We start from the raw sequence: 24,046 nt of genomic DNA, 5'->3' as shown, positions 1-24,046 counted from the left end.
ACGGCGGCGAGCCCGCCCCGACGCGGCAAGCGCGCGCCCTCCGGCGGCCGCTGTGGCCTCCGTCTTACGCTGCCCGCATGGGGGCGGAACGTATGGTACGAACCATACCCACCTGCCTGGAGATGCACCATGTTCAAGCGATTCTTCGACCCCGCCACGATCTACACCCGCCGCGCGCAGCGCTGCATGGATGAGGCCCGCATGGCAGCGCTGGAGCATGAAAGCGCCGCCGAGCACCATGCAGCGCTGGCCAGCATGTACCGTGATCGCGTCGCCCGTCTGCAAAACGAGCTGTCGCCCCAGCCGCAGGAGACACGGATCGTGCGGGACACCAGCTCCCAGGTGGCACGCATCACCTCGCTGAAGAAGCGCGATGAGACGGCAGCAGCCAAGGCCGGCATGATCGCCCAGGGCGTGGCCGGCTGACCAGCCGCGTCCCCCGAAGAGCAGGAATCAGCCGGCGCCATGCGCCGGCTTTTTTCGTGGCCGGCCCCCGAGGTGAGACGTGCCATTGCCCCGCATCGGTCTGCCTTACCAGGGCACCAGGACGGCCAGCAGCAGAAAGGCGAGTACGAGGGCGGCGACGAGCAGCGTGCGGTGGGTGGCGAAGCGGTTGCGCCCTGATGACTGGGGCACGGCCGCGGAGATGTCTTTGGGGTCTTTCATGACTCATTCCAGGCAGGCGTGAAGGGCGGAGATGAACAGGGCCTGTGCCTGTCCGCCTCCGCCCCGGAGCCGTCCCTTGCGGGGCGGGTGGGTCGAAGCATCAGCGGGCGGTGCCGTCAGACCAGCGGCGGATCGCTCTCGCGCGAGAAGTCGCGCGGACCCGCCAGGCAGGCGATGAAACGCTCGAGCGCCCCGTCCTCCCCCGCATCCGCCAGGATCAGCGCCTTGTCCTGCGCCGTGTCAAGCTCGGGCGGCAGCACGCGTCGCACCAGCTCCTGAGCCGAGCCCAGAGCCATGAGCGGCTTGCAGTGGCGGTACACGTCGCGCACGAACTCCCACAGGTGGCCATCGCGCGCCAGCTCGGCGGTGCCGTCGGGGATTACCAGCGCATCGAACAGGAAGCCGGGCTGGTTTTCCGTCGAGGCGTCGGCGTCGAGCGTGCTGCCATCCGCTGCCTTGACCGGGCCGATGCGCATGCCGACGAAGCGCGCGACCGCACCGCGCTCGAGCAGCTCGCGCTGCAGCTCGCGGGCAAAGTCTGCGTCCACCCCGGCACCGACCAATATGGCCACCTTGCGCCCCGCCACCGACCCGTCGCCAGGACGCGCCATCAGTGACAGGTATTTGGAGCGCGTCACCTCCGGCGCTGGCGGGTTGGGCAGGGCCAGCGGCAGTGGTTCGGGCAGCGGGTCGATCCCCAGGCCCGCCGCCACCTGGGCTGCGAACTCGTCACTCACGTTGCGCAGCGACGCAACCATGCGCTCGCGGATGGCAGGCACCGTGCACTTGCTCAGCTCGAAACGGAAAGCGGCGGCGATGTGGTCCTTCTCGGCCGGCGTCTGGCTGTCCAGGAACAGGCGCGCCTGCAGGTAGTGCTCGGCGAACTTTTCGGGCTTGGCGCGCACCTTGGCCGCGTCCTGGCGCGGCTCGTTGCGGGCCGCCACCGAGACAAAGCCCTGCATGCCAGCCTGGAAGGGACAGCCTCCGGCCAGCGAGTTGGGCTCGTAGTTCACCCGGCCGCGAAAGATTGCCTGGCGATGGAAGCCGTCGCGCTGGTTGTTGTGCACTTGCACTACCGGGGCGTTGATGGGGATCTCATGGAAGTTCGGCCCGCCCAGGCGCAGCAGCTGCGTGTCGAAGTACGAGTGGATGCGCCCGGCCAGCAGCGGGTCGTTGGTGAAGTCGAGGCCCGGAATGATGTTGGCGATGCAGAACGCCACCTGCTCGGTCTCGGAGAAAAAATTGTCAGGATTGCGGTTGAGCGTCATGCGGCCGATGACGCGCAGCGGCACCAGCTCCTCGGGGATGATCTTGGTCGAGTCAAGCACGTCGAAGCTGAAGGCCTCGGCCTGCTCTTCGGTGAAGAGCTGAACCGCCAGGTCCCACTGCGGGTAGGCGCCGCTGTCGATGCGCTCCCACAGGTCGCGGCGGTTGAAGTCCGGGTCGGCGCCGGAGATCTTCACGGCCTCGTCCCAGACCAGCGAATGGGTGCCGGCCACCGGCAGCCAGTGGAACTTCACCAGCGTGACCTCGCCCTGCGCGTTCACGAAGCGGAAGGTGTGCACGCCAAAGCCCTGCATGGTGGCGTAGCTGCGCGGAATCGCCCGGTCCGACATCTGCCACATCAGCATGTGCGTGGACTCGGGCATGAGCGAGACGAAGTCCCAGAAGGTGTCGTGGGCGCTGGCTGCCTGCGGCATCTGGTGGTGCGGCTCGGGCTTGACGGCGTGCACCAGGTCGGGGAACTTCATCGCGTCCTGAATGAAGAACACCGGCATGTTGTTGCCCACCAGGTCCCAATTGCCCGCGTCCGTGTAGAACTTGACGGCGAAGCCGCGCACATCGCGCGCCGTGTCCTTGGAGCCGCGCTCGCCCTGCACGGTGGAAAAGCGCACGAAGACCGGCGTCTGCTTGCCCACTTCCTGGAACGGTGCGGCGCAGGTGATGTCGGTGATGGCGTCGGTGCACTCGAAATAGCCGTGCGCACCCGAGCCGCGCGCGTGCACCACACGCTCGGGAATGCGCTCGTGGTCGAAATGCGTGAGCTTCTCGCGCAGCACGAAGTCTTCCAACAGCGCGGGGCCGCGCACGCCGGCAAAGAGGGTGTTCTGGTTATCCGAGACCAGCACCCCCTGGTTGGTGGTCATGGCCTGACCGGTGGAGTCGACACGCACACGGTCCAGGCTGTCGATGGTGTTGTTGCGCCCCTGTGGCGCGACGGTGCCCGTCTTGGCGCTGCCGTTCTGCTCCGACAGGGCGCTGGCGAGCGGCAGACGCGACGGAGCCTCGACCGTGGCGCCCGCGCTGGGCGCGAGGCCGTTGGCCTCGCCGTACTCCCGGGGCTTGGTCGGGTTGTGGGGCATGGCCGCGACCATTTTTTCGGTGTCGCCCGCTTTGCGCGCGGCCTCGCCCCCCATGCCGCTCGGGACGGCGGCCGGGCCGCTGTCGGTGTTGCGCGCCGCTGCCTCGGCGCTGACGGCATCAGCCTGGGTTGGTTTGCTCATGAAAGACGCTCCTGTGGGTCGTGGGAGCGGCAAAACTAAGCGCTCTGCCCTCCTTGCACTGTAGGAGAGCGTCCAGGGAGCGCGAGGTGTTCCTTACCCAGCCTCGCGCCGCCCGCCTACCCGGCGGCCAACAGCCGGGCGCGAACAATGAAGCGCATCCCCGGCCGCCAGCTTCAGGCGCCGGACAACCGAAAGGAAATCCCACCATGTCGCTCTCCCTGATCCTGCTGATCGTGCTGGTCCTCATCCTGATCGGTGTGCTGCCCACCTGGGGTTACAGCCGCTCCTGGGGCTATGGCCCTGGCGGCGGCGTCGGCCTGGTGGTGCTGATCCTGCTGGTGCTGCTGCTTATGGGCCGGATATGACGGCCGCGGCGCGCGCCCGCACAGGACGCCCGCCGCAGTTTCACAGCTGGTGCACCACGAGGCGGAACTCCGGGTCGTCCGGAAACGGCCGCACCTCGAAGCCCAGGCGGCGCATCAGCTTGAGCATGTTGGGGTTGCTGGCCAGCACTAGGCCCTGGACCTCCGACAGCCCGCGGTCGCGTGCCACCTCCATGATGCTCAGCATCAGGCGCGAACCCAGGCCCCGGCCAGCAAAATCGTCGGCCACCAGCAGGGCGAACTCGCACGTGGTGTGGTCCGGGTTGGTCACGTAGCGCGACACCCCGACGATGCGCTGCGTGTGGCTGACCTCGCCGTTGTCGTCCACCACGCGCTCGCGGTGCACGGCCACCAGCGCCATTTCCCGGTCGTAGTCGATGAGCGTGAAGCGCGCCAGCATCGATGCGGGCAGCTCGGTGAGCTGCGAGACGAAGCGGAAGTAGCGGCTCTCGGAGGACAGCTCGCGCACCAGGCGCTGCACCATCTGCGCGTCGTCGGGCCGGATCGGGCGCACGAGGTATTCCCCACCGCCGCGCAGCGGCCAGACCTGTTCGTAACGCGCCGGGTACGGCAGGATGGACAGGTGGTTGTATTGCCCCAGGCCCGGCCCGTCGGCGCGGATGCCGGGCTGCGAGCTTTCATGGATGACGATGCGTGCATCGACTGCGATAGCGCCCTCCTCATCCACGATCAGTGGGTTGATGTCCATTTCGCGCAGCTGTGGCAGGGCGCAGACCATCTCCGATACGCGCAGCAACGTCTGCTCCAGCATCTGACGGTTCACCGCCGGCGCGCCGCGCCACTCACCCAGCATCTCGGCCACGCGCGAGCGATCCATCAGCCGGCGCGCCAGGAACTGGTTGAGCGGCGGCAGCTCCATGGCGCGGTCGTTGATCAGCTCGATCATGGTGCCGCCGGCGCCGAAGGTGATGACCGGCCCGAACGGCTCGTCGGTGGTCAGGCCGATATAGATCTCGCGCCCGCGCCGCGCGCGCACCATGGGCTGCACGGTCACGCCGTTGATGCGCGCGCCGGGCTGCAGCCGGCCCACGCGCTGCACCATGTCGGAGTAGGCGTCGCGCGCAGCGGCGCCGTTCTGCACGTTCAGCGCCACGCCGCCCACGTCGGATTTGTGCGCGATGTCGGGCGAGTCGATCTTGAGCACTACCGGAAACCCGAGCTGCGTGCCGATCATCATGGCCTCGTGCGCGTTGCGCGCCAGCAGAGTGCGCGTGACCGGAATGTGGAAGGCCGCCAGCAGCGTCTTCGACTCCATCTCGGTGAGCACGTGGCGGCGCTCGGCCAGCACCGTCTCGATGACCAGCCGTGCGCCTTCGATGTCGGGCTTGGCCAGGGCCGTGAGCGGCGCCGGCGTCTGCTGCAGCAGCTGCTGGTTCTGATAGAACGAGGCGATGTTGCCGAAGGCCCCCACCGCCGCCTCGGGCGTGCGGAAGTTGGGGATCTGCGCGCCCCGCAGCACCTCGCGCGCCGGCACCACCGAGGCGTCGCCCATCCAGCAGGCCAGCAGGGGCTTGGGCGCCAGGCGCTTGGCCTCGGCGACTGCCGTGGCCACTGCGACGGCATCGACACCCTCCTTGGGCGAGAAGATGGCCAGCACCCCGTCGATCTGGCGGTCGCGGAAGGCCGACTCCAGCGCGGCCCGGTAGTGCTCGGGCCCGGCCTCTTCCGACACGTCCATCAGGTCGCTCAGCGTCGCCAGGGGCGGCAGTTTTTCGGCCAGCGCCGCGGCGCTCTCCGCCGAGGGCCGGCCCAGATCCAGGCCGATCTCATTGGCCCAGTCGGCTGCCAGCACGCCGGGCCCGCCGCCGTTGGTGATCAGCGCCAGGCGCCGGCCCACGGGGCGGTAGCGGGACGCCAGGCACTTGGCCGCGGAGAACAGCTCGACGAAGGAGCGCACGCGCACGGCGCCGGCGCGGCGCAGCGCGGCGTCGAATACGTCGTCGCTGCCGACGATGGCTGCGCTGTGCGTCTGCGCCGCCTCGTTGCCGGCAGCCTTGCGGCCGGCCTTGAGCACCACCACCGGCTTGGCATGCGCTGCCGAGCGCAGCGCGCTCATGAAGCGGCGCGCGTTCTGTATGCCCTCCATGTAGACGACGATGCTCTGCGTGCGGGGGTCGTTGGCGAGAAAGTCCAGCGCTTCGCTCAGGCCCAGGTCGGTGTGCGGCCCGAGCGAAATGACACTGGAGAACCCCACGGCGTTGTTGCGCGCCCAGTCCAGGATGGAGGACGTCAGCGCCCCCGACTGGCACACCAGCGCCAGCGAGCCGTCGCGCGCCAGCGGCCCGGCGGCGCTGGCATTGAGCCCCAGGGACGGCCGCTGGATGCCCAGCGAGTTGGGACCCAGCAGGTGCATGCCCTCACGCCGCGCGATCTTGTGCAGCCTGTCGGCCAGCTCGGCATCGATGCCGCTGGAGACCACCAGGGCGCAGCGGCAGTTGACGCGGCCGGCCAGCTCAAGCCCCGCGGCCAGCTCGTCGGGCGGCAGGGCGATGACGGCCAGGTCGGCCCGGGTCTGCGCCAGGTCGGCCAGGGTGCCGCTGGTGTGCACGCCAAGGAAGGTGAGCTCGCCGCTGTAGCGCTGCGCCCGGATGGCCTCGCGCAGCACCCGCGCCTGCGGGGTGAGGGCCTCGGGCGTGTCGTCGCTGCCGGCGAGCACGATGACCGAGCCGGGGTTGAACAGGGGCGTGAGGTAGTGCTTGTCCATCATGGCGGCGATTGTGGTGCAGGAGTCGCGCGGCAGCCAGCACCCTGGCGCAGCAAGGGCGCCTTTACCGCCCTGCTTTTGCCTGCAGCAGCCGGGCGATAGCCTGCGCCATCGCGCCTGCCGCGCCCCGGTGGGCTTGCGCGAAGGCCTGCGCCTGCCCGACAACCACCGCGCGGCGCGGCGCGTCCAGCGCCAGGGCCACGGCTGCGGCCACGCCGGCGCGCATGTCGGCCACCCGCTCGGCCGCGCCGGCGGCGCTGGCCAGCTGCGCCGCCTCGGTGAAATTGAAGGTGTGCGGCCCCATGACCACCGGGCAGCCGCAGGCCGCGGCCTCGATCAGGTTTTGCCCGCCCAGGGGCTCGAAGCTGCCGCCCAGCAGCGCCACGTCGGCCAGGCCGTAGTACAGCGCCATTTCGCCCATGCTGTCGCCCAGCCAGACGTCGGCTGCCTCGGGCTCGCCGCTCCAGCAGCTGCGCCGGGACACGCGCAGTCCCGCCGCGAGGCACAACTGCTCGACCTCGTCGAAGCGCTGCGGATGGCGCGGCACGAGCAGCCATTGCACTGCGGCAGCGCTCTCTGATTTGATAGCTGAAAGTCCTTGCCCCTCAAGGGATGGAGCCGGTTTTTCCTTGAAATGTTCCTGCACCGCGCGCAGCCACTGCGCCTCCTCGCCCTCGCGGCTGCTGGCCAGCAGCACCACGGGGCGGGCGCTGCGGCCGCGCCAGGCGTGGCCCTGGGCCAGCTGCCCGGCGTCGGGCCGCACGTCGAACTTGAGGTTGCCCAGCACGCCGGCCACGGGCGCGCCCAGCGCGGCCAGCCGTTTTGCGTCCTGCGCGGACTGGGCCCACGCGGCGGCCAGGCCCTGGTAGGCCGGCCGCGCCAGCCAGGCCAGGCGCTGGGCCCCCGCGTAGGAGCGGGCGTTGAGCCGCGCATTGGCCAGAACCAGCGGCACGCCAGCGTGTCGGCAGCTCGCTGCCAGGTTGGGCCAGACCTCGGTCTCCATCAGGATGCCGAGGGCCGGGCGGAAGTGCCGCACGAAGCGGCGCGTGGCGGCGCGCGTGTCCCACGGCAGCCAGACCTGCAGGTCGCCCGGGGCCAGCAGCCGCGCGCCTTCCGCGCGGCCGGTGGCCGTGCCGTGGGTCAGCAGCAGCCGCATGCCGGGCAGCAGCGGGCGCAGCTCGGCCAGCAGCAGCGCGGCGGCGCGGGTCTCGCCCAGCGAGACGGCATGCAGCCAGACCAGGGGGCCGGCCGCGGCGCCCTGCCCGGACGGCAGCGGCAGGTAGTGCCCAAAGCGCTCGGGCACGTGCTCGCCGTAGAGCGGCTCAGCCTGGGCGCGCCGGCGCAGCCGCCGGCGCAGCAGCGGCTGCGCCAGCCACGTGGCCAGGCTGTAGAGCCACAGCGCAAGCTGCTGCACGAAAGCGGACGGGGTCGGGCGCAGATCGAAGAGCGCAGGACGTGGACGTCAGTGCGCCGCGCCGCCCACCTGCGCATCGGGCTTGACGCGCGCCAGCAGGGCCAGCATGTCGGCCTCGATGCGCGCCAGCGCCTCGGGCGTTTGGCCCTCGAAGCGCAGCACCAGCACCGGCGTGGTGTTGCTCGCACGGATCAGGCCGAAGCCGTCGGGCCAGTCCACGCGCAGGCCGTCGATGGTGCTGATGCGCGCCGGCGCGGCGAAGGCGTCCGCCGCCAGGGCCTGCAGCTCGGCCGTCAGGCGGTGGGGCTCACCCTCCTCGCAGGCCACGTTGAGCTCGGGCGTGGAGTGGCTGGTGGGCAGGGCATTGAGCACGCTTCCGGCGTCGTCGTGCCGGCTCAGGATTTCCAGCAGGCGGCAGCCGGCATAGGTGCCGTCGTCGAAGCCGTACCAGCGCTCCTTGAAGAAGATGTGGCCGCTCATCTCGCCGCCCAGGGGCGAGTCCAGCTCTTTCATGCGCGCCTTGATCAGCGAATGCCCGGTCTTGTACATGACAGGCTCGCCGCCCGCCTCGCGAATGGCTGGCGCCAGGCGCTGGGTGCACTTGACATCGAACACGATGGGAGCGCCCGGCACGCGCGAGAGCACGTCGCGCGCGAACAGCATCATCTGGCGGTCGGGGAAGATGTTGCTGCCATCCCGGGTGACGATGCCCAGGCGGTCGCCGTCGCCGTCGAAAGCCAGGCCCAGCTCGGCGTCGGTCTCCTGCAGCGCGCGGATGACGTCGCGCAGGTTCTCCGGCTTGCTCGGGTCGGGGTGGTGGTTGGGAAAGTCGCCGTCCACCTCGGAGTGCAGCTCCAGCACCTCGCAGCCCAGCGCCCGGAAGATGCCCGGCGCGGACGCCCCGGCAATGCCGTTGCCGCTGTCCACGACGATCTTCATGGGCCGCGTCAGCCGCACGTCGCCGGTGATGCGCTCGCGGTAGGCCGGCAGCACATCGGCGCGGCGCACGCTGCCGCCTTCGGCCAGCTGCCACTGCCGGCCTTCCATGGCGCGGCGCAGCGCCTGGATCTCCTCGCCGTAGATGGCGCGACCGGCCAGCACCATCTTGAAGCCGTTGTAGTCCTTGGGATTGTGGCTGCCGGTCACCTGGATGCCGCTCGTGCACAGGGTGCTGGCGGCAAAGTACAGCAACGGCGTGGTGACCGCGCCGATGTCGATCACCTCCAGGCCCACGTCCACCAGCCCGGCGGTCAGGGCCGCAGCCAGCGCCGGCCCGGACAGGCGGCCGTCGCGGCCCACGGCCACGGTGCGCTCGCCCGCGGCGCGCGCCGCCATGCCGAACGCCCGCCCCAGGTCCCGCGCCACGGTCTCGTCGAGTGTCTGCGGCACGACCCCGCGGATGTCGTAGGCCTTGAAGATGGCAGGGGAAATGGAATGCACGGGTGGCTCCTTCATGGGCGGGTCGCGGGAGGCGGATCGGGGCCTGCGCCAGCTGCGCGCCAGCCCCCGGACAGGGGGCCGATTCTAGGGGCGGGCCAACCGCCCGCACCAATTACACTCAGTCACATGATTTGCCAGGCTCGCCTTTTTTCACCCGCGCCGCACGGGTCGACCGCGGGCTGGCCTCCACGCCGGAACGCCGTCCTGCGCGCGTGCCGATGAACAGTTCCCTCGTCGTCCCGGCCATCGTCCACCTGTTGCTGGTCGCGCTTCTGGCGGTGCTGCCGCAGGCAGAGCTTGCCCACCCGCGCCGGGCGACCCGGCTGGGCCTGGGCCTGTTGAGCGGCTTCGCCTCGCTCATCGTCACGGGCCAGGCCACGCTGGCGAGCGATGGCACGGGCCTGGTAGTGCACCCTGTCCTGGTGGGCTGCGCCGCCTTTCTCTGGGGGCCAGCCTCGGGCCTGGTGGCCGCCGCCGTGGCGGTAGCCGGGCACGGGCTTGCCTCGACCACCGAGTGGCTGCAGGCCCTGGCTGTCGCCGCGGCCTCGCTCTGCCTGGGGCTCGTCTGGCAGGAGCTGCAGCGGCGCCGGCATCTCGCGCCAGCGCTGGCAGTCGTCGGCATGGCGTTCAGCCTGCCCCTGGTACTGCTGCCCTGGCTGGCCGACAGCCTGGTCGCCGCCTGGCAGCGGGCGCATTTTCCGCAGGGCTGGGAGGCGATCCTGCCCTGGCGCTACACCCTGGGGGTCCTGCTGCTGGCAGGCGGTGCGAACCTGCTGCGCAGCCGCGCCCAGGTGCTGACGGCCCTTGCCCGGCGCGAGCAGGACCTGGTGCGCGCCCTGCGCGCTTCCGGCGGCGGGCGCTGGGAGTGGGACGTGGCCGGGCAGCGCCTGTTTTATGGCGGGCGCCTGTACCGCAGCCTCGGCCTGGCCGACAGCCCCGACGACGCCACCGGAACGCTGGCCCACCTGCAGCTGCGCAGCCGCGAGGGCCGGCGCTGGCGCCGCACGCGTCATCATCCCGACGACCTGCAGCGCCTTGCGCCCTACCTGCGCCGCGTGCTGGCGGGCCGCGAGACGGCGGTGCAGGCGGAGTTCCGTATGCGTGACGACCAGGGCCGCTGGCGCTGGCTCATCGCGCGTGGCCACGCCGTCGAGCAGGGTGTGGACGGGCGCGTGCGCCGCCTGTCGGGCATGTACCTGGACATCACCGAGCAGCAACAGGTGCGCGACGAGCTGACCTCCACCAGCGGTCTGCTGCACCAGGCCGGCTGGATGGCGCGGCTGGGCGTCTGGGAGGAGGTGCCGGGCGCGGGCATCGTCTATTGGTCGGATGTGTGCTTCGACGTCCACGGCCTCTCCGCGGGCGACGCCCTGCCGCGCAACTATGTGGATGACTTCGTCGCGCCCGAATGGCGCGGCCCGATGCGTGAGCAGATGCGCCGCAGCTTGCGCGAGAGCGCGCCCTGGAGCATGGAGCTGGAGATCGTGCGCGCCGATGATGGTCGCCGCCGCTGGGTGCGCGCGCATGGCGAGCCGGTGATCGAGGCCGGCCGGGTGGTGCGCATCCGCGGCATCCTGCAGGACATCGACGAGATGCGCCGCGCCACCGAGGAGCTGCACGCCTCCGAGGAGCGGCTGGCGCGGGTCTTCCAGCTGCTGCCGACGCCGCTGGGCTACACCCGGCGCGCCGACGGGGCGCACCTGGACGTGAACCCGGCCTGGGAGCAGCTGCTGGGCTACACACGCGAGCAGGTCCTGGGCCGCTCGGCGGTCGAGATGGGCCTGCATGATCCGGATCGGCGCGCGGCCATGCTGGCCATTGCCCAGGAGCGGGGCGAGCTGGTGAACCACGAGGTGGACATCACCACCGCCACGGGCGAACAGCGCACGGTGCTGCAGACCGTGAGCGCCGTGCAGCTGCATGGCGAGGCCTGCTGGCTGTTTGCGCTGCACGACATCACCGAGCGCAAGCGGGCCGAGCAGAGCATCCGCGAGCGCGAGGAGCTGCTGTCGCTGACCATCGAGGCGGCGGCGCTGGGCCTGTGGGACTGGGACCTGGCCAGCGGCTCTATCACGGGCGATGCCCGCTGGCGCAGCCTGCTGGGCCTGCCCGAGGACCCGCAGCTGCGACCCATCCCGTGGGCCACGGCATTGGCGCAGGCCGACACGGCTGTCGTCTCGCGCGAGCTCGAGCGTCACCTGGGCGAGCCCCATCAGCCCTTCGACCTGATCTGCCGCGTCAGCCGCGACGCCCTGGCCGAGCGCTGGATCCGCAGCCTGGGCAAGGTGGTCTCCTGGAGTGCCGAGGGCGAGCCGCAGCGCATGGTGGGCATGACCATCGACGTGACCAGCCAGCGCGCGCAGGAGCAGCAGCTCGAGCGCATGGCGCACTACGACGCGCTCACGGGGCTGGCCAACCGGGTGCTGCTGGAGCGTCGCCTGCGCGAGGGCATGCAGCAGTGCGACGCCTACGGCACGCAGCTGGGCGTGGGCTACCTCGACCTGGACGGCTTCAAGCCCATCAACGACCGCCTGGGCCACGCCGCGGGCGACCGCCTGCTGGTGCAGGTGGCCGAGCGCCTCAAGCGGACGGTGCGCCTGAGCGACTGCGTGGCGCGCCTGGGCGGCGACGAGTTCGTCATCCTGCTGCACGGCCTGCCGGGTCACGCGGCGTGCGAACAGCGCATGCGCGCGCTGCTCGAGAGCATCGCCATGCCGTACATCCTCGACGGCGAGCGGGTGATGCTCACGGCCAGCATCGGCTACACACTCTACCCCGACGATGGAGCCGACGGGGACACCCTGCTGCGCCACGCCGACCAGGCCATGTACATCGCCAAGCAGGCGGGGCGCAACCGCTTCCACGCCTTCGACGCCGCGCACGAGCGGGCCGAACAGGCGCGCCGCGACGAACGCGCGCGGCTGCTGCAGGCCCTGCAGGACGAGGAGCTGGCCCTGTACCTGCAACCCAAGGTGGACATGCACCTGGGCGTGGTGGTGGGTGCGGAGGCACTGGCGCGCTGGGTGCACCCGGAGCGCGGCGTGCTGGCTCCCGGGCAGTTCCTGCACCTGATCGAGGGGCAGGCGGAGCTGCAGGCCATCTTCGGCGAATGGGTGGTGGACACGGCCCTGGCGTTGATTGCGCGGCTGATGCACGACGGCCTGCCCCTGCCCGTCAGCATCAACATCACGCCCGAGCACCTGCACCGCGAGGGCTTCGCCGACTGGGTGGCCTCGCGCATGGCACTCTACCCCGAGGTGCCGGCGCGCCTGCTGCACGTGGAGCTGACCGAGAGCGCCGCGCTCTACGACCTCGAGCACGCCGCGCGCGAGCTGCGCCGCCTGCGGGCGCTGGGCGTGGGCGTGTCGTTCGACGATTTTGGCACCGGCTACTCGTCGCTGGCCTACCTGCGCCGCCTGCCCATGGACCATCTCAAGCTCGACCGCAGCTTCGTCTCGGGCATGCTCAGCGACGCCGGCGACCGGGCCATCGTGCAGGGAGTCATCGGCCTGGGGCGCTCATTCGGCTGCGACACCATCGCCGAGGGGGTGGAAACCGTCGAGCAGGGCCGCATGCTGCTGCGGATGGGCTGCCGCCTGGCGCAGGGCTATTGCATCGCCCGGCCCATGCCGTCCGCCGATTTTGCCGCCTGGGCCCGGCACTGGCGCGCACCCGGCCAGTGGAGCGAGGCGGAAGAGATCATCGGCATTGCCTAAGGCACGGCGGCCCACCCCGAAATTTGCATGAAAATCGCCGCATGCCGTTTCCAGGAGCCGGCATGCAGCTATCCAAACAGTAGCAGGTCCCGCCCCGGTTTCAGCCCACCAGGCTCTTGATCTGCTGCAGCACGGCCGGGTCTTCCATGGTGGTCAGGTCGCCCGGGTCGCGCCGCTCGGCCACCGCCTGCAGGGCGCGGCGCAGCAGCTTGCCGCTGCGCGTCTTGGGCAGCAGGCCCACGAAGAACACGCGCGACGGCCGCGCCACGGCGCCCAGCTGCGCGTCCACGCGCTTCATGATGTCGGACTCCAGCTGCTGGCGCGAGGCGTCGTCCGCGGCGCTGGCGGCGTCGCGCGGCACGGCGAACGCCATCGCCACCTGCCCCTTGAGCGTGTCGGCCACCCCGACCACCGCCACCTCGGCGATGCGCGGGTCGCCGGCGATGCACTCCTCGATCTCGCGTGTGCCCAGGCGATGCCCGGCCACGTTGATGACGTCGTCGGTACGCCCGAGGATGAAGTAGTAACCGTCGGCGTCGCGGATGCCCCAGTCGAAGGTGCTGTAAATCAGCCGGCCGGGGATGCTCTTCCAGTAGGTGTTGACAAAGCGCTCGTCATCGCGCCACACGGTCTGCAGGCAGCCCGGAGGCAGCGGCCCCTCGATGGCCACCACACCCTTCTGGTGGGGCTCGGTGAGCTCCTCGCCCGTGCCCTCGTCGATGAGCTTGACGTCGTAGCCATAGACCGCCTTGCCCGGGCTGCCGAAGCGCGAGGGCTGCGGCTCGACGCCGTTGCACAGCGTCAGGATGGGCCAGCCCGTCTCGGTCTGCCAGTAGTTGTCGATGATGGGCACGCCCAGCGCCTCGCTGATCCACTGCGCCGTGGGTTCGTCCAGCGGCTCGCCGGCCAGCCACAGCGCCTTGAGGCTGGAGATGTCGTACTTGCGCAGGTACTCCGGGTCCTGCTTCTTGAGCACCCGGATGGCCGTGGGTGCGGAGAACATGTGGGTGACCCGGTACTTCTCCACGATGCTCCACCAGATGCCCGCGTCGGGCCGGATGGGCAGGCCCTCATACATCACCGTGGCCATGCCGGCCAGCAGCGGCGCGTAGATGATGTAGCTGTGGCCGACCACCCAGCCGATGTCGCTGGTGCAAAAATACGTGTCGCCGGGCTGGCCCATGAAGATGTGGCTCATGCTCGAGGCCAGCACCACGGCGTAGCCGCCGGTGTCGCGCTGCACGCCCTTGGGCTTGCCGGTGGTGCCGCTGGTGTAGAGGGTGTAGCTCGGGTGCGTGGACTCCACCCACACGCAGGGCACCTCGGCGGCCTCATGCCGGCTGCGCAGCACCGCCCAGTCGTGGTCGCGGCCGGCACGCAGCGCCGCCGGCGCCAGGCCGCGATCGACCAGCACCACGGCCGCGGGCTTGTGCGCCGACAGCTCCAGGGCCTCGTCCAGCAGGGGCTTGTAGGGCACGACCTTGCCGCCGCGCGAGCCCGCATCGGCGCTGACGACCACGGTGGGCTGGGCGTCCTCGATGCGCGTGGCCAGGGACGAGGAGGCGAAGCCGCCGAACACCACCGAGTGCAGCGCACCGATGCGCACGCAGGCCAGCATGGCAAACGCTGCCTCGGCGATCATGGGCATGTAGATCAGGACCCGGTCGCCCTTGCCCACGCCCAGCGACTGCAGCGCGGCCGCCATGCGCTGCACCTCGCGGTGCAGTTCGCCGTAGCTGTAGGTGCGCTCGGTGCCGGTTTCAGAGGAGATGGCGATCAGGGCCGGCTGGTCGGCGCGCTGCGCCAGATGTCGGTCCACCGCGTTGTGGCACAAGTTGGTCGTGCCGCCCACGAACCAGCGGGCAAACGGCGGGTTGCTGTAGTCGCAGATCTGCTGCGGCGGCGTGTGCCAGTCGATGAACTTCGCCTGCTCGGCCCAGAAGGCGTCGCGCTCCTCGACGGAGCGGCGGTGGAACTCGGCAAAACTGGCATGTGCTTCGACCATGGTGGGCGTCTCCTCCGGTAGGCGGGCTGCGGGCGCAGCCGGGTGATCATTCAAAATTCATAATTATTCACGGCGCGCTTGCGGCAAGCTGACGCGCGGCCCTGCCTGCGGCCGCGTGCCCTTCCATGCCGTTACTTGATCAGCGCCAGCATGTCCTTGAAGGCTGGGTGCTCGCAGCTGCGCAGCCACTCGAAGGCCACCATTTCGGTGGTGACCAGCTCGGCGCCCGCACCCGCCAGACGGTCGAAGGCCGCATCGCGGCTGCGCTCGGTGCGCGAGCTGCAGGCATCGGTCACGACCCAGACCTCGAACTCGTCGTCCAGCAGCTCCAGCGCAGTCTGCAGCAGGCAGACATGCGCCTCGCAGCCGGCGATCACGATGGACTCGCGCCCGTCGCCCGAGGCCTGCTGCTCGCGCTGCTTCTGCAGGTGGCGCGGCAGGCTGCGGGCATTGCCGCCCTGCGGCCGTGCAGGCGGGCGCAGCCACTCGACCAGGCCGTCGGGCACGGCGCTGAAATGCATCTTGGCGAGGGTGCGCTGGCACAGGGCGCGCAGCTGCGCGTCGTTGGGGCCGAGGCGCTGCGGGTTCTGCTCGGTGCCGAAGACCGGCACCTGGAGCATCCTGGCGATCTGGGCCAAGCGCCGCGCATTGGCCAGGGCGGCCGCGCCGTCGTGGATGGCGGGCATCAGGCGCTCCTGGTAGTCCACGAGCACCAGTTGGGATTCAGAGGCGTCAAGCAGCATGGCGGTTAGGGGAAGTCCGTACGTTCAGGAAAAGGGGGTGAGCACCATTGTCGCCTGCAGCCGCGCGCTCGCGGGCGCACAGGGGCGCGGCTTCCGTCCCGCGCCCTGCCAGCCCGGGCGCTTGCCTGCAGCCTGACACGCAGAAATTGACGCTGGTCAACGCCCTGCAACGTTTGCGACAGCACAGCAACAATCAGCCGTGATACCCTCGCGCCCCATGTCTCGCTGGATGTGCTTGTTGTTACTGGCCTGTGCAAATGCTTACGCTGCACCCGCCGACGATCTGGACCGCTTTCTTGCCGAGCGCGCCACTCCCCCTTCCTCCTCTTTCACGGCCCAGCTGCAGGGTGTCGGCCATCAGGTGACGGATCGCACCGCCGAGCTGATCGCCACCGCCACCAGCTTCATCGGCGTGCCCTATCGCCGTGGCGGCAACCAGGCGGAGAGTGGCTTTGACTGCAGCGGCTTCGTGCGCGCCGCTTTCGAGCAGGCCAAGGGCCTGGTCCTGCCGCGCCGCGCCAATGAACAGGCCGCCGCCACGGAAGTCATCGACAAGAAGGATTTGAAACCCGGCGATCTGGTGTTCTTCAACACCATGCGTCGCGCCTTCAGCCACGTGGGCATCTACCTGGGGGACGGCAAATTCATCCACGCCCCGCGCTCGGGCGCCCAGGTGCGCGTCGAGGACATGCAGGTTTCCTACTGGCAGCGCCGTTTCAATGGAGCACGACGCGTGCTGGAAGACGACGCTGCAGAACTGGCCGCCGAGCACCTGCAGAGCGCGCGCCGCTGAAAAAGGCAGCCTGCGCGGCCGCTTCGGCGCCGGAAGCAAAAAAGGCCAGCTCCCGGGAGCTGGCCTTTTTCATGGTCTTGGTGGGTCGTGCAGGATTCGAACCTGCGACCAACGGATTAAAAGTCCGCTGCTCTACCGGCTGAGCTAACGACCCCTGTGCGGGAAACCGGTCTCGCTTGTAAGCGAAGCCTCGAATTATAACCTGGGTTTCAGCCCTTCCCGGCAGTGGCGAGCTTTTCCAGGACCCAGCCTGCAGCGCACATGCCAAAGCCGGCGGTCACCGCCACCGTCGAGCCATAGCCGTGGCAGTTCAGCGTGCCGTCCCCCGCCGCCACCTCGCAGGAGGCGTGCGGACGGGCGACCGATTCGCGGCTGAACACGCAGGCCACGCCGATGCGCGCGCCATCGCGCGGTGCGCCATGCTCGCGGCGCAGGCGGTAGCGCAGCTGGGCCAGCAGGGGGTCATGCGTGGTGTGCGCCAGGTCGTCCACGTCCACCTGGTGCGCCAGCCGCTTGCCACCCGCCGCGCCCACCGTGATGAACCACGGGCGCCGCGCGCGCAGCGCCCAGGCGGCCAGGGCGGTCTTGGCGCGCACCTGGTCGCAGGCGTCGATGACGGCGTCCACGGGGGCGGGCAACAAGGCGGGCCAGTTGTCCGGCTGGACGAAGTCTTCCACGCAGTCCACCCGGCACGCCGGGTGAATCTGCGCGATGCGCTCGGCCATGGCTTGCACCTTGGCCTGGCCCAGGGTGTCGGTAAGGGCATGGATCTGCCGGTTGACGTTCGATTCGGCCACGTGGTCGAGGTCGATCAGGGTCAGCCGCCCCACGCCGCTGCGTGCCAGCGCCTCGGCCGCCCAGGAGCCGACGCCGCCCACCCCAACCACGGCCACGTGGGCTGCACGAATGGCGGCGGCGCCTGGAACGCCGTACAGCCGTGCCAGGCCGCCGAAGCGGCGCTCGGTGTCGATGTCGTCGCCGTCCTGCGGCATCCCGGCCGTCACTTCAGCCGCGCCAGCCGTTCCTTGGCCGCGGCTGCGGCCTCCGACTGCGGATAAGTGCGAACCAAGTCTTCCAGGGTCTTGCGCGCAGACTTGGTGTCCTTCAGCTCGATCTGGCAATTGGCGATCGACAACGCCGCCTCGGGCGCGCGCGCATGGTCGGGCGCGGCGGCCAGCAGGGCCTTGAAGTTGGCGATGGCCTGGTTGTAATCGCGCGTCGCGTACTGCGCGTTGCCCAGCCAGAAGCGCACTGAGGGCACGTAGCCGGACTGCGGGTACTGCCGCAGGAAGGCGCTGAAGGCCGTTCCGGCCTCGGCGAACTTGCCACTCCGAAAGGCTGCCAGGGCTGCCTCGTAATCGCGTTTCTCAGCGGGGTCGGCGCGGAATTCGCGCCCGTCCAGGCTGACCGTGGCCGGCTCGAACTGGCGCAGGCGCTCATCGACGCCCTGCGCCATGTCCTTTTGCCGGCGCTGCAATTCGGCGACGTCGCGCAGTAGCTGTTCGTTCTGGCCGCGCAGCAGGGCCTGCTCGGTGCGCAGAGCCTCGATCTGGGTCTGCAGGTCCAGCAAGCTGCGGCGCAGCTGCGACAACTCGTCGTTGGAGCGCTCACCCACCCGCTGGCTGGACTGCTGCAGGCCATCGACCCGCTGGCGCAGCTCCAGGATGGCACGCCGTGCTTCTCCGTCCTCGAAAAGAGCGTGGCTGGGCGCGGACCACGACAGCGCCGCGGCGAACAATGCAGCCAGGGCCGCGGGGCGGCCCTGGAAGGTGCTGGGGAGGAAGGGCGCGGTCATCAACGGTACGACAGCTCGGCGCGACGGTTCTGTGCGCGGGAGTCTTCGCTATCACCAAAGGCTGCCGGCTTTTCCTTGCCGAAGCTCACCGCCTCGACCTGCGAGTCCGCCACGCCCAGCAGGCCCAGCGAACGGCGCACGGCCTCGGCGCGCTTCTGGCCCAGCGCCAGGTTGTATTCGCGGCCGCCGCGGTCGTCGGTGTGGCCTTCGATCACCACGCGACGCGCGGGCACGCTCTTGATGTAGCGGGCGTGCGACTCCAGCAGGGACTGGAACTCCGGCTTGACCGAATAGCTGTCGAAATCGAAATAAACGATGCGGGCCACGCCCACCGGGCCCTCGCCCTCGCGTCCGGACTGCGTCAGGTCCACCGGTGCCACGCCGCTCTGGCCGGCGGCGCCGGAGTTGGCGCCCGGACCGGGTGCGACAGGCGTGGCGCCCCGGTCCTCGACGGGGGCGTCATCGAGCTTGACGCCCGAGCTGCAGCCGGCCAGAAGCGCGGCGATGGCAAAAGCGGCGGACACGCGCTTGAGGGAAAAGGCAGTCATGAGGTCTCTCCTGAAGAGCTGTTGTAGTTGGAAGGGAAACGTTGTTATTGCTTCTGGTACGGGCCCCAGTCGGGCTCGCGGATGTCACCGCCCTGCCCCGCCAGCCGGGCCTTGATCTTGCCGTCCAGCGTGGTGGTCATGAGAGCGTCGCGCCCCTGCTGCTGGGTCGCATACACGATCAGGCGGCTGTTGGGGGCAAAGCTCGGGCTTTCATCCGCCACCGTGTCGGTGATGGCTGCCACCGTGCCGGCCTTGAGATCCATGACGTGCAGTTTGTAGCCACCCCCGACGCGCGAGATGTAGGCCAACCACTGACCGTCCGGGCTGATGGCCGGCGAGATGTTGTAGGACCCCTGGAAGGTCACGCGCTCGGCCGGGCCGCCGCTGCTGGCCACGCGATAGACCTGGGGCGAGCCGCCGCGGTCGCTCACGAAATAGATGCTGCGCCCGTCGCTGGAATACGCCGGCTCGGTGTCGATGCCCACGCTCTGCATCAGCCGGCGCGGCTCGCCTCCATGGGCGTCGATGGTGTAGAGCTGCGAGCCGCCGTCGCGGCTGAGCGTGACGGCCAGCTGGCGGCCGTCGGGGGACCAGGCCGGCGCGCTGTTGGAGCCGCGGAAGTTGGCGATCAGCCGGCGCCGCCCCGAGGCCACGTCGTGGACATAGACCACGGGCTTGCGCGACTCGAACGACACGTAGGCGACCTGCGAGCCGTTGGGCGACCAGGCCGGCGAGATGATGGGCTCGGGACTGGACAGGGCCGACTGTGCGTTCTCGCCGTCAGCGTCGGCGATCCACAGGCTGTAGCGCGCGCCGACCTTGGTGACGTAGGCCAGGCGCGTGGAGAAGATGCCGCGCTCGCCGGTCAGCTTTTCGTAGATGAAATCGGCGATGCGGTGCGCGACCAGGCGCAGGTCCGCCTGGGTGACGACGAAGCTCTGGCCGCCCAGGTCCTGCGCGCGCACCACGTCCCACAGGCGAAAGCGCACGTCGAAGCGCCCGTCGGCCAGGCGCGTGACGCTGCCCGAGGCCAGGGCGTCGGCACTGCGCTGGCGCCACAGGCTCAGGTCGGGGCGCGACAGCTCGTCGAGCATGACGCCCGAGGCGTCCACGCCGGTGAATCGGCCGCTGCGCTCCAGGTCTGCCTGGACGATGGCCGAGATCTTCTGCGGCGACTGGGCCTCGCCCCGGAATGGCGCGATCGCCACGGGCAGCTGCGTCAGTCCGACGCCCGCGATCTCCACGCGGAACTGCGCCAGGGCCGGCACGGCGCAGCCACCGGCGAGCGCCAGCGTGGCCGCGCGGCGCGACCAGCGGCCCGGTTCGCCCATGCGGGCAGGAAGGAAGGAATGGGGGAGGAAGCGGTCTTCAGTGGTCATTGGCAAGCAAGCAGGCGCCGTCGAATGCCGGACAGCAAAGGGCTGCAATGTTACACATCGAACGCGGGGCGACGTGACAAACTGTGCCGGCGGGGATTGGGGGCGAACCGTAGAATTCGCACCCCATGGGAGAAGCACACCACAGCAGCGCGGCCGCCGGCGCGCCCGCCGCCGCCGCGCCATTGCCGCTGCTGTCACGTCTGAAGCGCCTGCACGCCTACTTTGGCCACCAGCGGCTGGCCTGGACGCTGGCGGTGCTGGCCACTCTGGTGGGCGCCGCTACCGAGCCCCTGATCCCCGCCCTGCTCAAGCCCCTGCTCGACCAGGGCTTTACCGAAGGGTCGCTGCAGCTGTGGATGGTGCCGGTGGCCATCATCGGCACCTTCCTGGTGCGGGGTCTGGCGCAATTCACCGGCCAGTACGCCCTGGCACGCATCGCCAACGAAGGCATGCTGCGCCTGCGCACCGCCCTGTTCGATCGGCTGATGGTGGCGCAGATGGAGCTGTTCTCACGCCAGTCGGCCAGCACCCTGTCCAACACCGTGGTGTATGAGGTGCAAACCGGCTTCACCGCGCTGGTGCAGGCGCTCATGGGCCTGTCGCGCGACGGCTTCACACTGATTGCGCTGCTCGCCTACCTGATCTACCTGAACTGGCAGCTCACGCTCATCGTCGCCGTCATGGTGCCGGGCGTCGCCTGGATCATGAAGACCCTGTCGCGGCGCCTCTACAGGATCACCAAGACCAGCCAGCAGGCCACCGACGACCTGGCCTATGTGGTGGAGGAAAACGTGCTCGCCCACCGCATGGTTCGCCTGCACGGCGCCCAGCAGCAGCAGGCCGGCCGTTTCGGCGCCCTGAGCCAGGAGCTGCGCCGCCTGGCCATCAAGTCGACCATCGCCTCGGCCGCCATGACGCCCACCACCCAGCTACTGGCCGCCGGCGCCCTCTCGGCCGTGATCTGCATCGCCTTGTGGCAGAGCCACGGCAGCGCAGGCGGCGCGCATGAGGTGACGGTGGGCGGCTTTGCCTCCTTCATCGCCGCCATGCTGATGCTGATCGCCCCCATCCGGCGCCTGGCGGACGTGGCCAACCCCATCACGCGCGGCGTGGCGGCGCTCGAGCGCGGCCTGCTGCTGCTGTCCCAGTCTCTGCCCGAGGACAGCGGCACGCACCAGGCCGGCCGCGCCCAGGGGGCGCTGGAGCTGCAGGACGTGTCGGTGTCGTTCAGCGACGAGCACGCGCCGGCCCTGGCCGGGGTGACGCTGGCCATCCGGCCAGGTGAGGTGGTGGCGCTGGTCGGCCCCTCGGGCGCCGGCAAGACCACGCTGGTCAACCTGTTGCCGCGCTTTCTCGTGCCCGGCAGCGGCATGGTGCGGCTGGACGGCGTGCCGCTGCAGGACTGGAGCCTGGATTCGCTGCGCGCGCAGTTTGCACTGGTCAGCCAGGACGTGGTGATGTTCAACGACAGCATCGCCGCCAACGTCGCCCTGGGCGCGCCCGTCGACGAGCGGCGCGTGCAGGACTGCCTGCAGGCGGCCAACCTGGCCGAACACGTGGCCGCGCTGCCGCAGGGCATGCACACCCGGGTCGGGCACAACGCCACGCAGCTGTCGGGCGGCCAGCGCCAGCGCCTGGCGATCGCGCGCGCCCTCTACAAGGACGCGCCCATCCTGATCCTGGACGAAGCCACCTCGGCGCTCGATACCGAGTCCGAACGCCTGGTGCAGGACGCCCTCCAGCGCCTGATGCGCGGGCGCACCACGCTGGTGATCGCCCACCGGCTGTCCACCATCGAGCACGCCGACCGCGTGGTCGTCATGGAGCGCGGCCGCATCGCCGAGCAGGGCACGCACGCCGAACTGCTGGCGCTGGGCGGGCTGTACGCACGCCTGCAGGCGCGCCCCGCCTGAGCCGCAGGCAATTCAAAAAAAAGAGCAGCGAGCCCTTGCCGGACAAGGGCTGGAGCCGTTTTTCATTGAAAAACCGGCAGCTGCTACCACCGCCCTGCCCGGGGCGCGCGCCGGCGCAGCGCCTGGGTAACGAGGTCCAGCATGTCGGCCCGGTCGGCCTGGCGCGCAAAATCCAGCGCCGACAGGCCCTTCTCGTTCTTGAGCGTGGGGTCGGCGCCCTCGCGCACCAGCAGCAGGGCGCTTTCGAACTTGCCATAGCGCACCGCCATCATCAGGGGCGTGGTGCCGTTGGGGCTGGCCGCGTCGATGAATGCATGCTGCCTGAGCAGCAGGGCCACCATTTCGGGCGCTTCGTCGGTGATGCACGAGGCGGCGTAGTGCAGCGGCGTCCAGCCCTCCTGGTTCACGTCGGCATCGCGGGCGATCAGGGCGCGGGCGGCCTCCAGGTTGCCGCGCAGCGCGGCCATCATCAGGGCCGTCTCGCCCTTGGCGTTACGGGCGTTCACCTTCAGGCCGCGCGCGCCGATCAGCAGCTGCGCCGACTGGGGCGACTCGCCATGCAGGGCCAGCACCAGCGCCGGCTGGCCGCGCGTGTCGCGCGCGTTGGGGTCGAACCCGCGGCGCAGCAGGGCTGACACGGCCTGCACGTTGTCCACCTCGATCGCACGGAAGAAATCGGCGTGGGCGCCGCCGGCCGCGCAGGCCGCCGTGGGGCCGGCCAACACCAGCGCTGAAAGAAGGGTGCGACGCGCGATCATGGGGCGGTTCCATTCAAGAAAAGTTGCTCGAAGTTGCGGCTGGTTGCATCTGCCACCTGCTCCAGCGGCAGCCCCTTGACCTGGGCGACCTGCTGCGCGACGAAGGGCACGTAAGCCGGGCTGTTGACCTTGCCGCGATACGGCACGGGGGCAAGATAGGGGCTGTCGGTTTCGATCAGCAGGCGCTCCAGCGGCACGAAGGCCGCCACGTCGCGCAGGTCCTGGGCGTTCTTGAAGGTGAGGATGCCGGAGAACGAGACGTAGTAACCCAGGTCGAGCGCCGCGCGCGCCACCTCGGCCGTTTCGGTGAAGCAGTGAAACACCCCGCCCGCCCGGTTGCCGGCGCCGTCCTCGCCCTCTTCGCGCAGGATGGCCAGGGTGTCGGCGGCGGCGCTGCGCGTGTGGATCACCAGCGGCCGCGCCGTCTCACGGGCCGCGCGGATGTGCGTGCGAAAACGCTCGCGCTGCCACTGCAGGTCGGCGATGCTGCGCCCGCCCTTGCGGTCCTCCATGCCGTAGTAATCGAGCCCGGTCTCGCCGATGGCGACCACGCGCGGCAGGCGGGCGCGGCGCACCAGGTCCTCGACCGTAGGCTCGGCCATGCCTTCGTTGTCGGGGTGCACGCCCACGGTGGCCCAGAAGTTGTCATGCGCCAGGGCCAGGGCGTGGACGTCGTCGAACTCCTCCAGCGTGGTGCAGATGCACAGGGCGCGGTCCACCTGCGCCTGCGCCATGGCCTCGCGGATCTCCGGCACGCGTGCGCGCAGCTCGGGAAAGTTCAGGTGGCAATGCGAATCGACGAACATGGGTGCTTGAACAATGAAATGTGGCTCCGCGGCGGCCGCCCGGCGAGGCGGATGGGTGCGCGCGGGACGCGGCACGTAGCCAGGTCAGATGGTCTGCGTGGGCCGCTCTGACTGCAGGCTGCTGCCCAGGATCTCCTCGATGCGGCGGCGCAGCTGGCGCGACGCCTCGTCCCGCGGAAACTGCACCCCCACGCCCTGCGTGCGGTTGCCCGCCGCGCGTGCCGGCGTGATCCAGGCCACCTGCCCCGCGACGGGGTAGCGGCCCTCATCCTCGGGTAGGGTCAGCAGCAGGTAGACATCATCGCCCAGGCGGTATTCGCGCGTGGTCGGCACAAAGATGCCACCCTGCTCGAAGAACGGAATGTAGGCGGCGTACAGCGCGGCTTTTTCCCGGATATTCAGCTGGATGACGCCCGGGCGCGGGGGGGTCTGCTCGGTGCTGGTGGCCATGGCTGCCT

At 70.1% G+C, this 24,046-nt stretch carries 19 protein-coding genes and 1 tRNA gene; 5 read left to right on the top strand and 15 right to left on the bottom strand.

Annotation, left to right across the window (positions count from 1 at the left end):
* Nucleotides 1-129: 129 nt before the first annotated feature.
* Entirely contained in the window at nucleotides 130-426 is a 297-nt protein-coding gene (locus RT051_RS01445) for a hypothetical protein (protein WP_313070270.1), read from the top strand.
* 105 nt (nucleotides 427-531) lie between these two features.
* Here RT051_RS01445 and RT051_RS01440 read toward each other — a convergent pair whose 3' ends face one another.
* Complete coding sequence (locus tag RT051_RS01440) at nucleotides 532-666, bottom strand: hypothetical protein (RefSeq protein WP_313070265.1); 135 nt, start codon at nucleotides 664-666, stop codon at nucleotides 532-534.
* A gap of 116 nt (nucleotides 667-782) precedes the next feature.
* Nucleotides 783-3,170, bottom strand: a complete 2,388-nt coding sequence (locus tag RT051_RS01435) for a catalase (RefSeq protein WP_313070262.1) — start codon at nucleotides 3,168-3,170, stop codon at nucleotides 783-785.
* Nucleotides 3,171-3,376: 206 nt separating this feature from the next.
* On the opposite strand from RT051_RS01435, the gene RT051_RS01430 reads away from it, so the two are divergent.
* A complete protein-coding gene (locus tag RT051_RS01430) occupies nucleotides 3,377-3,535 on the top strand; it encodes a DUF3309 family protein (protein WP_313070259.1) in 159 nt (52 codons plus the stop codon).
* A gap of 40 nt (nucleotides 3,536-3,575) precedes the next feature.
* On the opposite strand, the gene RT051_RS01425 is transcribed toward RT051_RS01430, so the two are convergent.
* From RT051_RS01425 to RT051_RS01415, 3 genes are all read right to left on the bottom strand, one after another.
* On the bottom strand, nucleotides 3,576-6,281 hold the full coding sequence (locus RT051_RS01425; RefSeq protein WP_313070256.1) for a bifunctional acetate--CoA ligase family protein/GNAT family N-acetyltransferase: 2,706 nt from the start codon (nucleotides 6,279-6,281) through the stop codon (nucleotides 3,576-3,578).
* A gap of 61 nt (nucleotides 6,282-6,342) precedes the next feature.
* Nucleotides 6,343-7,692: a 3-deoxy-D-manno-octulosonic acid transferase gene (locus RT051_RS01420; RefSeq protein WP_313070253.1), complete on the bottom strand. Its 1,350-nt coding sequence runs from the start codon at nucleotides 7,690-7,692 to the stop codon at nucleotides 6,343-6,345.
* A gap of 48 nt (nucleotides 7,693-7,740) precedes the next feature.
* A complete protein-coding gene (locus RT051_RS01415) occupies nucleotides 7,741-9,132 on the bottom strand; it encodes a phosphomannomutase/phosphoglucomutase (protein WP_313070251.1) in 1,392 nt (463 codons plus the stop codon).
* A gap of 218 nt (nucleotides 9,133-9,350) precedes the next feature.
* On the opposite strand from RT051_RS01415, the gene RT051_RS01410 reads away from it, so the two are divergent.
* Nucleotides 9,351-12,848, top strand: a complete 3,498-nt coding sequence (locus RT051_RS01410; RefSeq protein ID WP_313070248.1) for an EAL domain-containing protein — start codon at nucleotides 9,351-9,353, stop codon at nucleotides 12,846-12,848.
* A 100-nt stretch (nucleotides 12,849-12,948) separates the two neighbouring features.
* On the opposite strand, the gene RT051_RS01405 is transcribed toward RT051_RS01410, so the two are convergent.
* Both RT051_RS01405 and RT051_RS01400 read right to left on the bottom strand, forming a co-directional pair.
* Nucleotides 12,949-14,853, bottom strand: a complete 1,905-nt coding sequence (locus tag RT051_RS01405; RefSeq protein ID WP_313070246.1) for a propionate--CoA ligase — start codon at nucleotides 14,851-14,853, stop codon at nucleotides 12,949-12,951.
* 131 nt (nucleotides 14,854-14,984) lie between these two features.
* On the bottom strand, nucleotides 14,985-15,596 hold the full coding sequence (locus tag RT051_RS01400; protein WP_313070243.1) for an isochorismatase family protein: 612 nt from the start codon (nucleotides 15,594-15,596) through the stop codon (nucleotides 14,985-14,987).
* A 217-nt stretch (nucleotides 15,597-15,813) separates the two neighbouring features.
* Here RT051_RS01400 and RT051_RS01395 point away from each other — a divergent pair, with 217 nt between their 5' ends.
* Complete coding sequence (locus RT051_RS01395) at nucleotides 15,814-16,389, top strand: C40 family peptidase (RefSeq protein ID WP_313070240.1); 576 nt, start codon at nucleotides 15,814-15,816, stop codon at nucleotides 16,387-16,389.
* Nucleotides 16,390-16,467: 78 nt separating this feature from the next.
* On the opposite strand, the gene RT051_RS01390 is transcribed toward RT051_RS01395, so the two are convergent.
* The 5 genes from RT051_RS01390 to tolB all read right to left on the bottom strand — a co-directional run bounded on the left by RT051_RS01390 (nucleotide 16,468) and on the right by tolB (nucleotide 20,063).
* A tRNA-Lys gene (locus RT051_RS01390) sits at nucleotides 16,468-16,543 on the bottom strand.
* A 55-nt stretch (nucleotides 16,544-16,598) separates the two neighbouring features.
* The gene (locus RT051_RS01385) at nucleotides 16,599-17,381 is read right to left on the bottom strand and encodes a tRNA threonylcarbamoyladenosine dehydratase (protein WP_313070308.1); all 783 of its coding nucleotides are present in this window, start codon (nucleotides 17,379-17,381) and stop codon (nucleotides 16,599-16,601) included.
* A gap of 8 nt (nucleotides 17,382-17,389) precedes the next feature.
* Complete coding sequence (gene ybgF / locus RT051_RS01380; RefSeq protein ID WP_313070237.1) at nucleotides 17,390-18,184, bottom strand: tol-pal system protein YbgF; 795 nt, start codon at nucleotides 18,182-18,184, stop codon at nucleotides 17,390-17,392.
* Nucleotides 18,184-18,732, bottom strand: a complete 549-nt coding sequence (gene pal, locus RT051_RS01375) for a peptidoglycan-associated lipoprotein Pal (protein WP_313070234.1) — start codon at nucleotides 18,730-18,732, stop codon at nucleotides 18,184-18,186. The genes ybgF and pal overlap by 1 nt, the downstream gene beginning before the upstream one ends.
* Before the next feature lie 44 nt (nucleotides 18,733-18,776).
* Nucleotides 18,777-20,063, bottom strand: a complete 1,287-nt coding sequence (gene tolB / locus RT051_RS01370) for a Tol-Pal system beta propeller repeat protein TolB (RefSeq protein ID WP_313070231.1) — start codon at nucleotides 20,061-20,063, stop codon at nucleotides 18,777-18,779.
* 173 nt (nucleotides 20,064-20,236) lie between these two features.
* On the opposite strand from tolB, the gene msbA reads away from it, so the two are divergent.
* Nucleotides 20,237-22,024, top strand: a complete 1,788-nt coding sequence (gene msbA, locus RT051_RS01365; RefSeq protein ID WP_313070229.1) for a lipid A export permease/ATP-binding protein MsbA — start codon at nucleotides 20,237-20,239, stop codon at nucleotides 22,022-22,024.
* 83 nt (nucleotides 22,025-22,107) lie between these two features.
* Here msbA and RT051_RS01360 read toward each other — a convergent pair whose 3' ends face one another.
* The 3 genes from RT051_RS01360 to RT051_RS01350 form a co-directional block, all read right to left on the bottom strand.
* The gene (locus RT051_RS01360; RefSeq protein WP_313070226.1) at nucleotides 22,108-22,782 is read right to left on the bottom strand and encodes an ankyrin repeat domain-containing protein; all 675 of its coding nucleotides are present in this window, start codon (nucleotides 22,780-22,782) and stop codon (nucleotides 22,108-22,110) included.
* Complete coding sequence (locus RT051_RS01355) at nucleotides 22,779-23,588, bottom strand: TatD family hydrolase (protein ID WP_313070224.1); 810 nt, start codon at nucleotides 23,586-23,588, stop codon at nucleotides 22,779-22,781. The genes RT051_RS01360 and RT051_RS01355 overlap by 4 nt, the downstream gene beginning before the upstream one ends.
* Before the next feature lie 84 nt (nucleotides 23,589-23,672).
* On the bottom strand, nucleotides 23,673-24,038 hold the full coding sequence (locus RT051_RS01350; protein WP_313070221.1) for a PilZ domain-containing protein: 366 nt from the start codon (nucleotides 24,036-24,038) through the stop codon (nucleotides 23,673-23,675).
* Between the last annotated feature and the right edge of the window lie 8 nt (nucleotides 24,039-24,046).

Source organism: Melaminivora sp., assembly GCF_032059615.1.
Taxonomy (GTDB): domain Bacteria; phylum Pseudomonadota; class Gammaproteobacteria; order Burkholderiales; family Burkholderiaceae_C; genus Melaminivora.
Note: the sequence above shows the minus strand (reverse complement) of the source record. Positions and strands in the feature narration are given on the sequence as shown.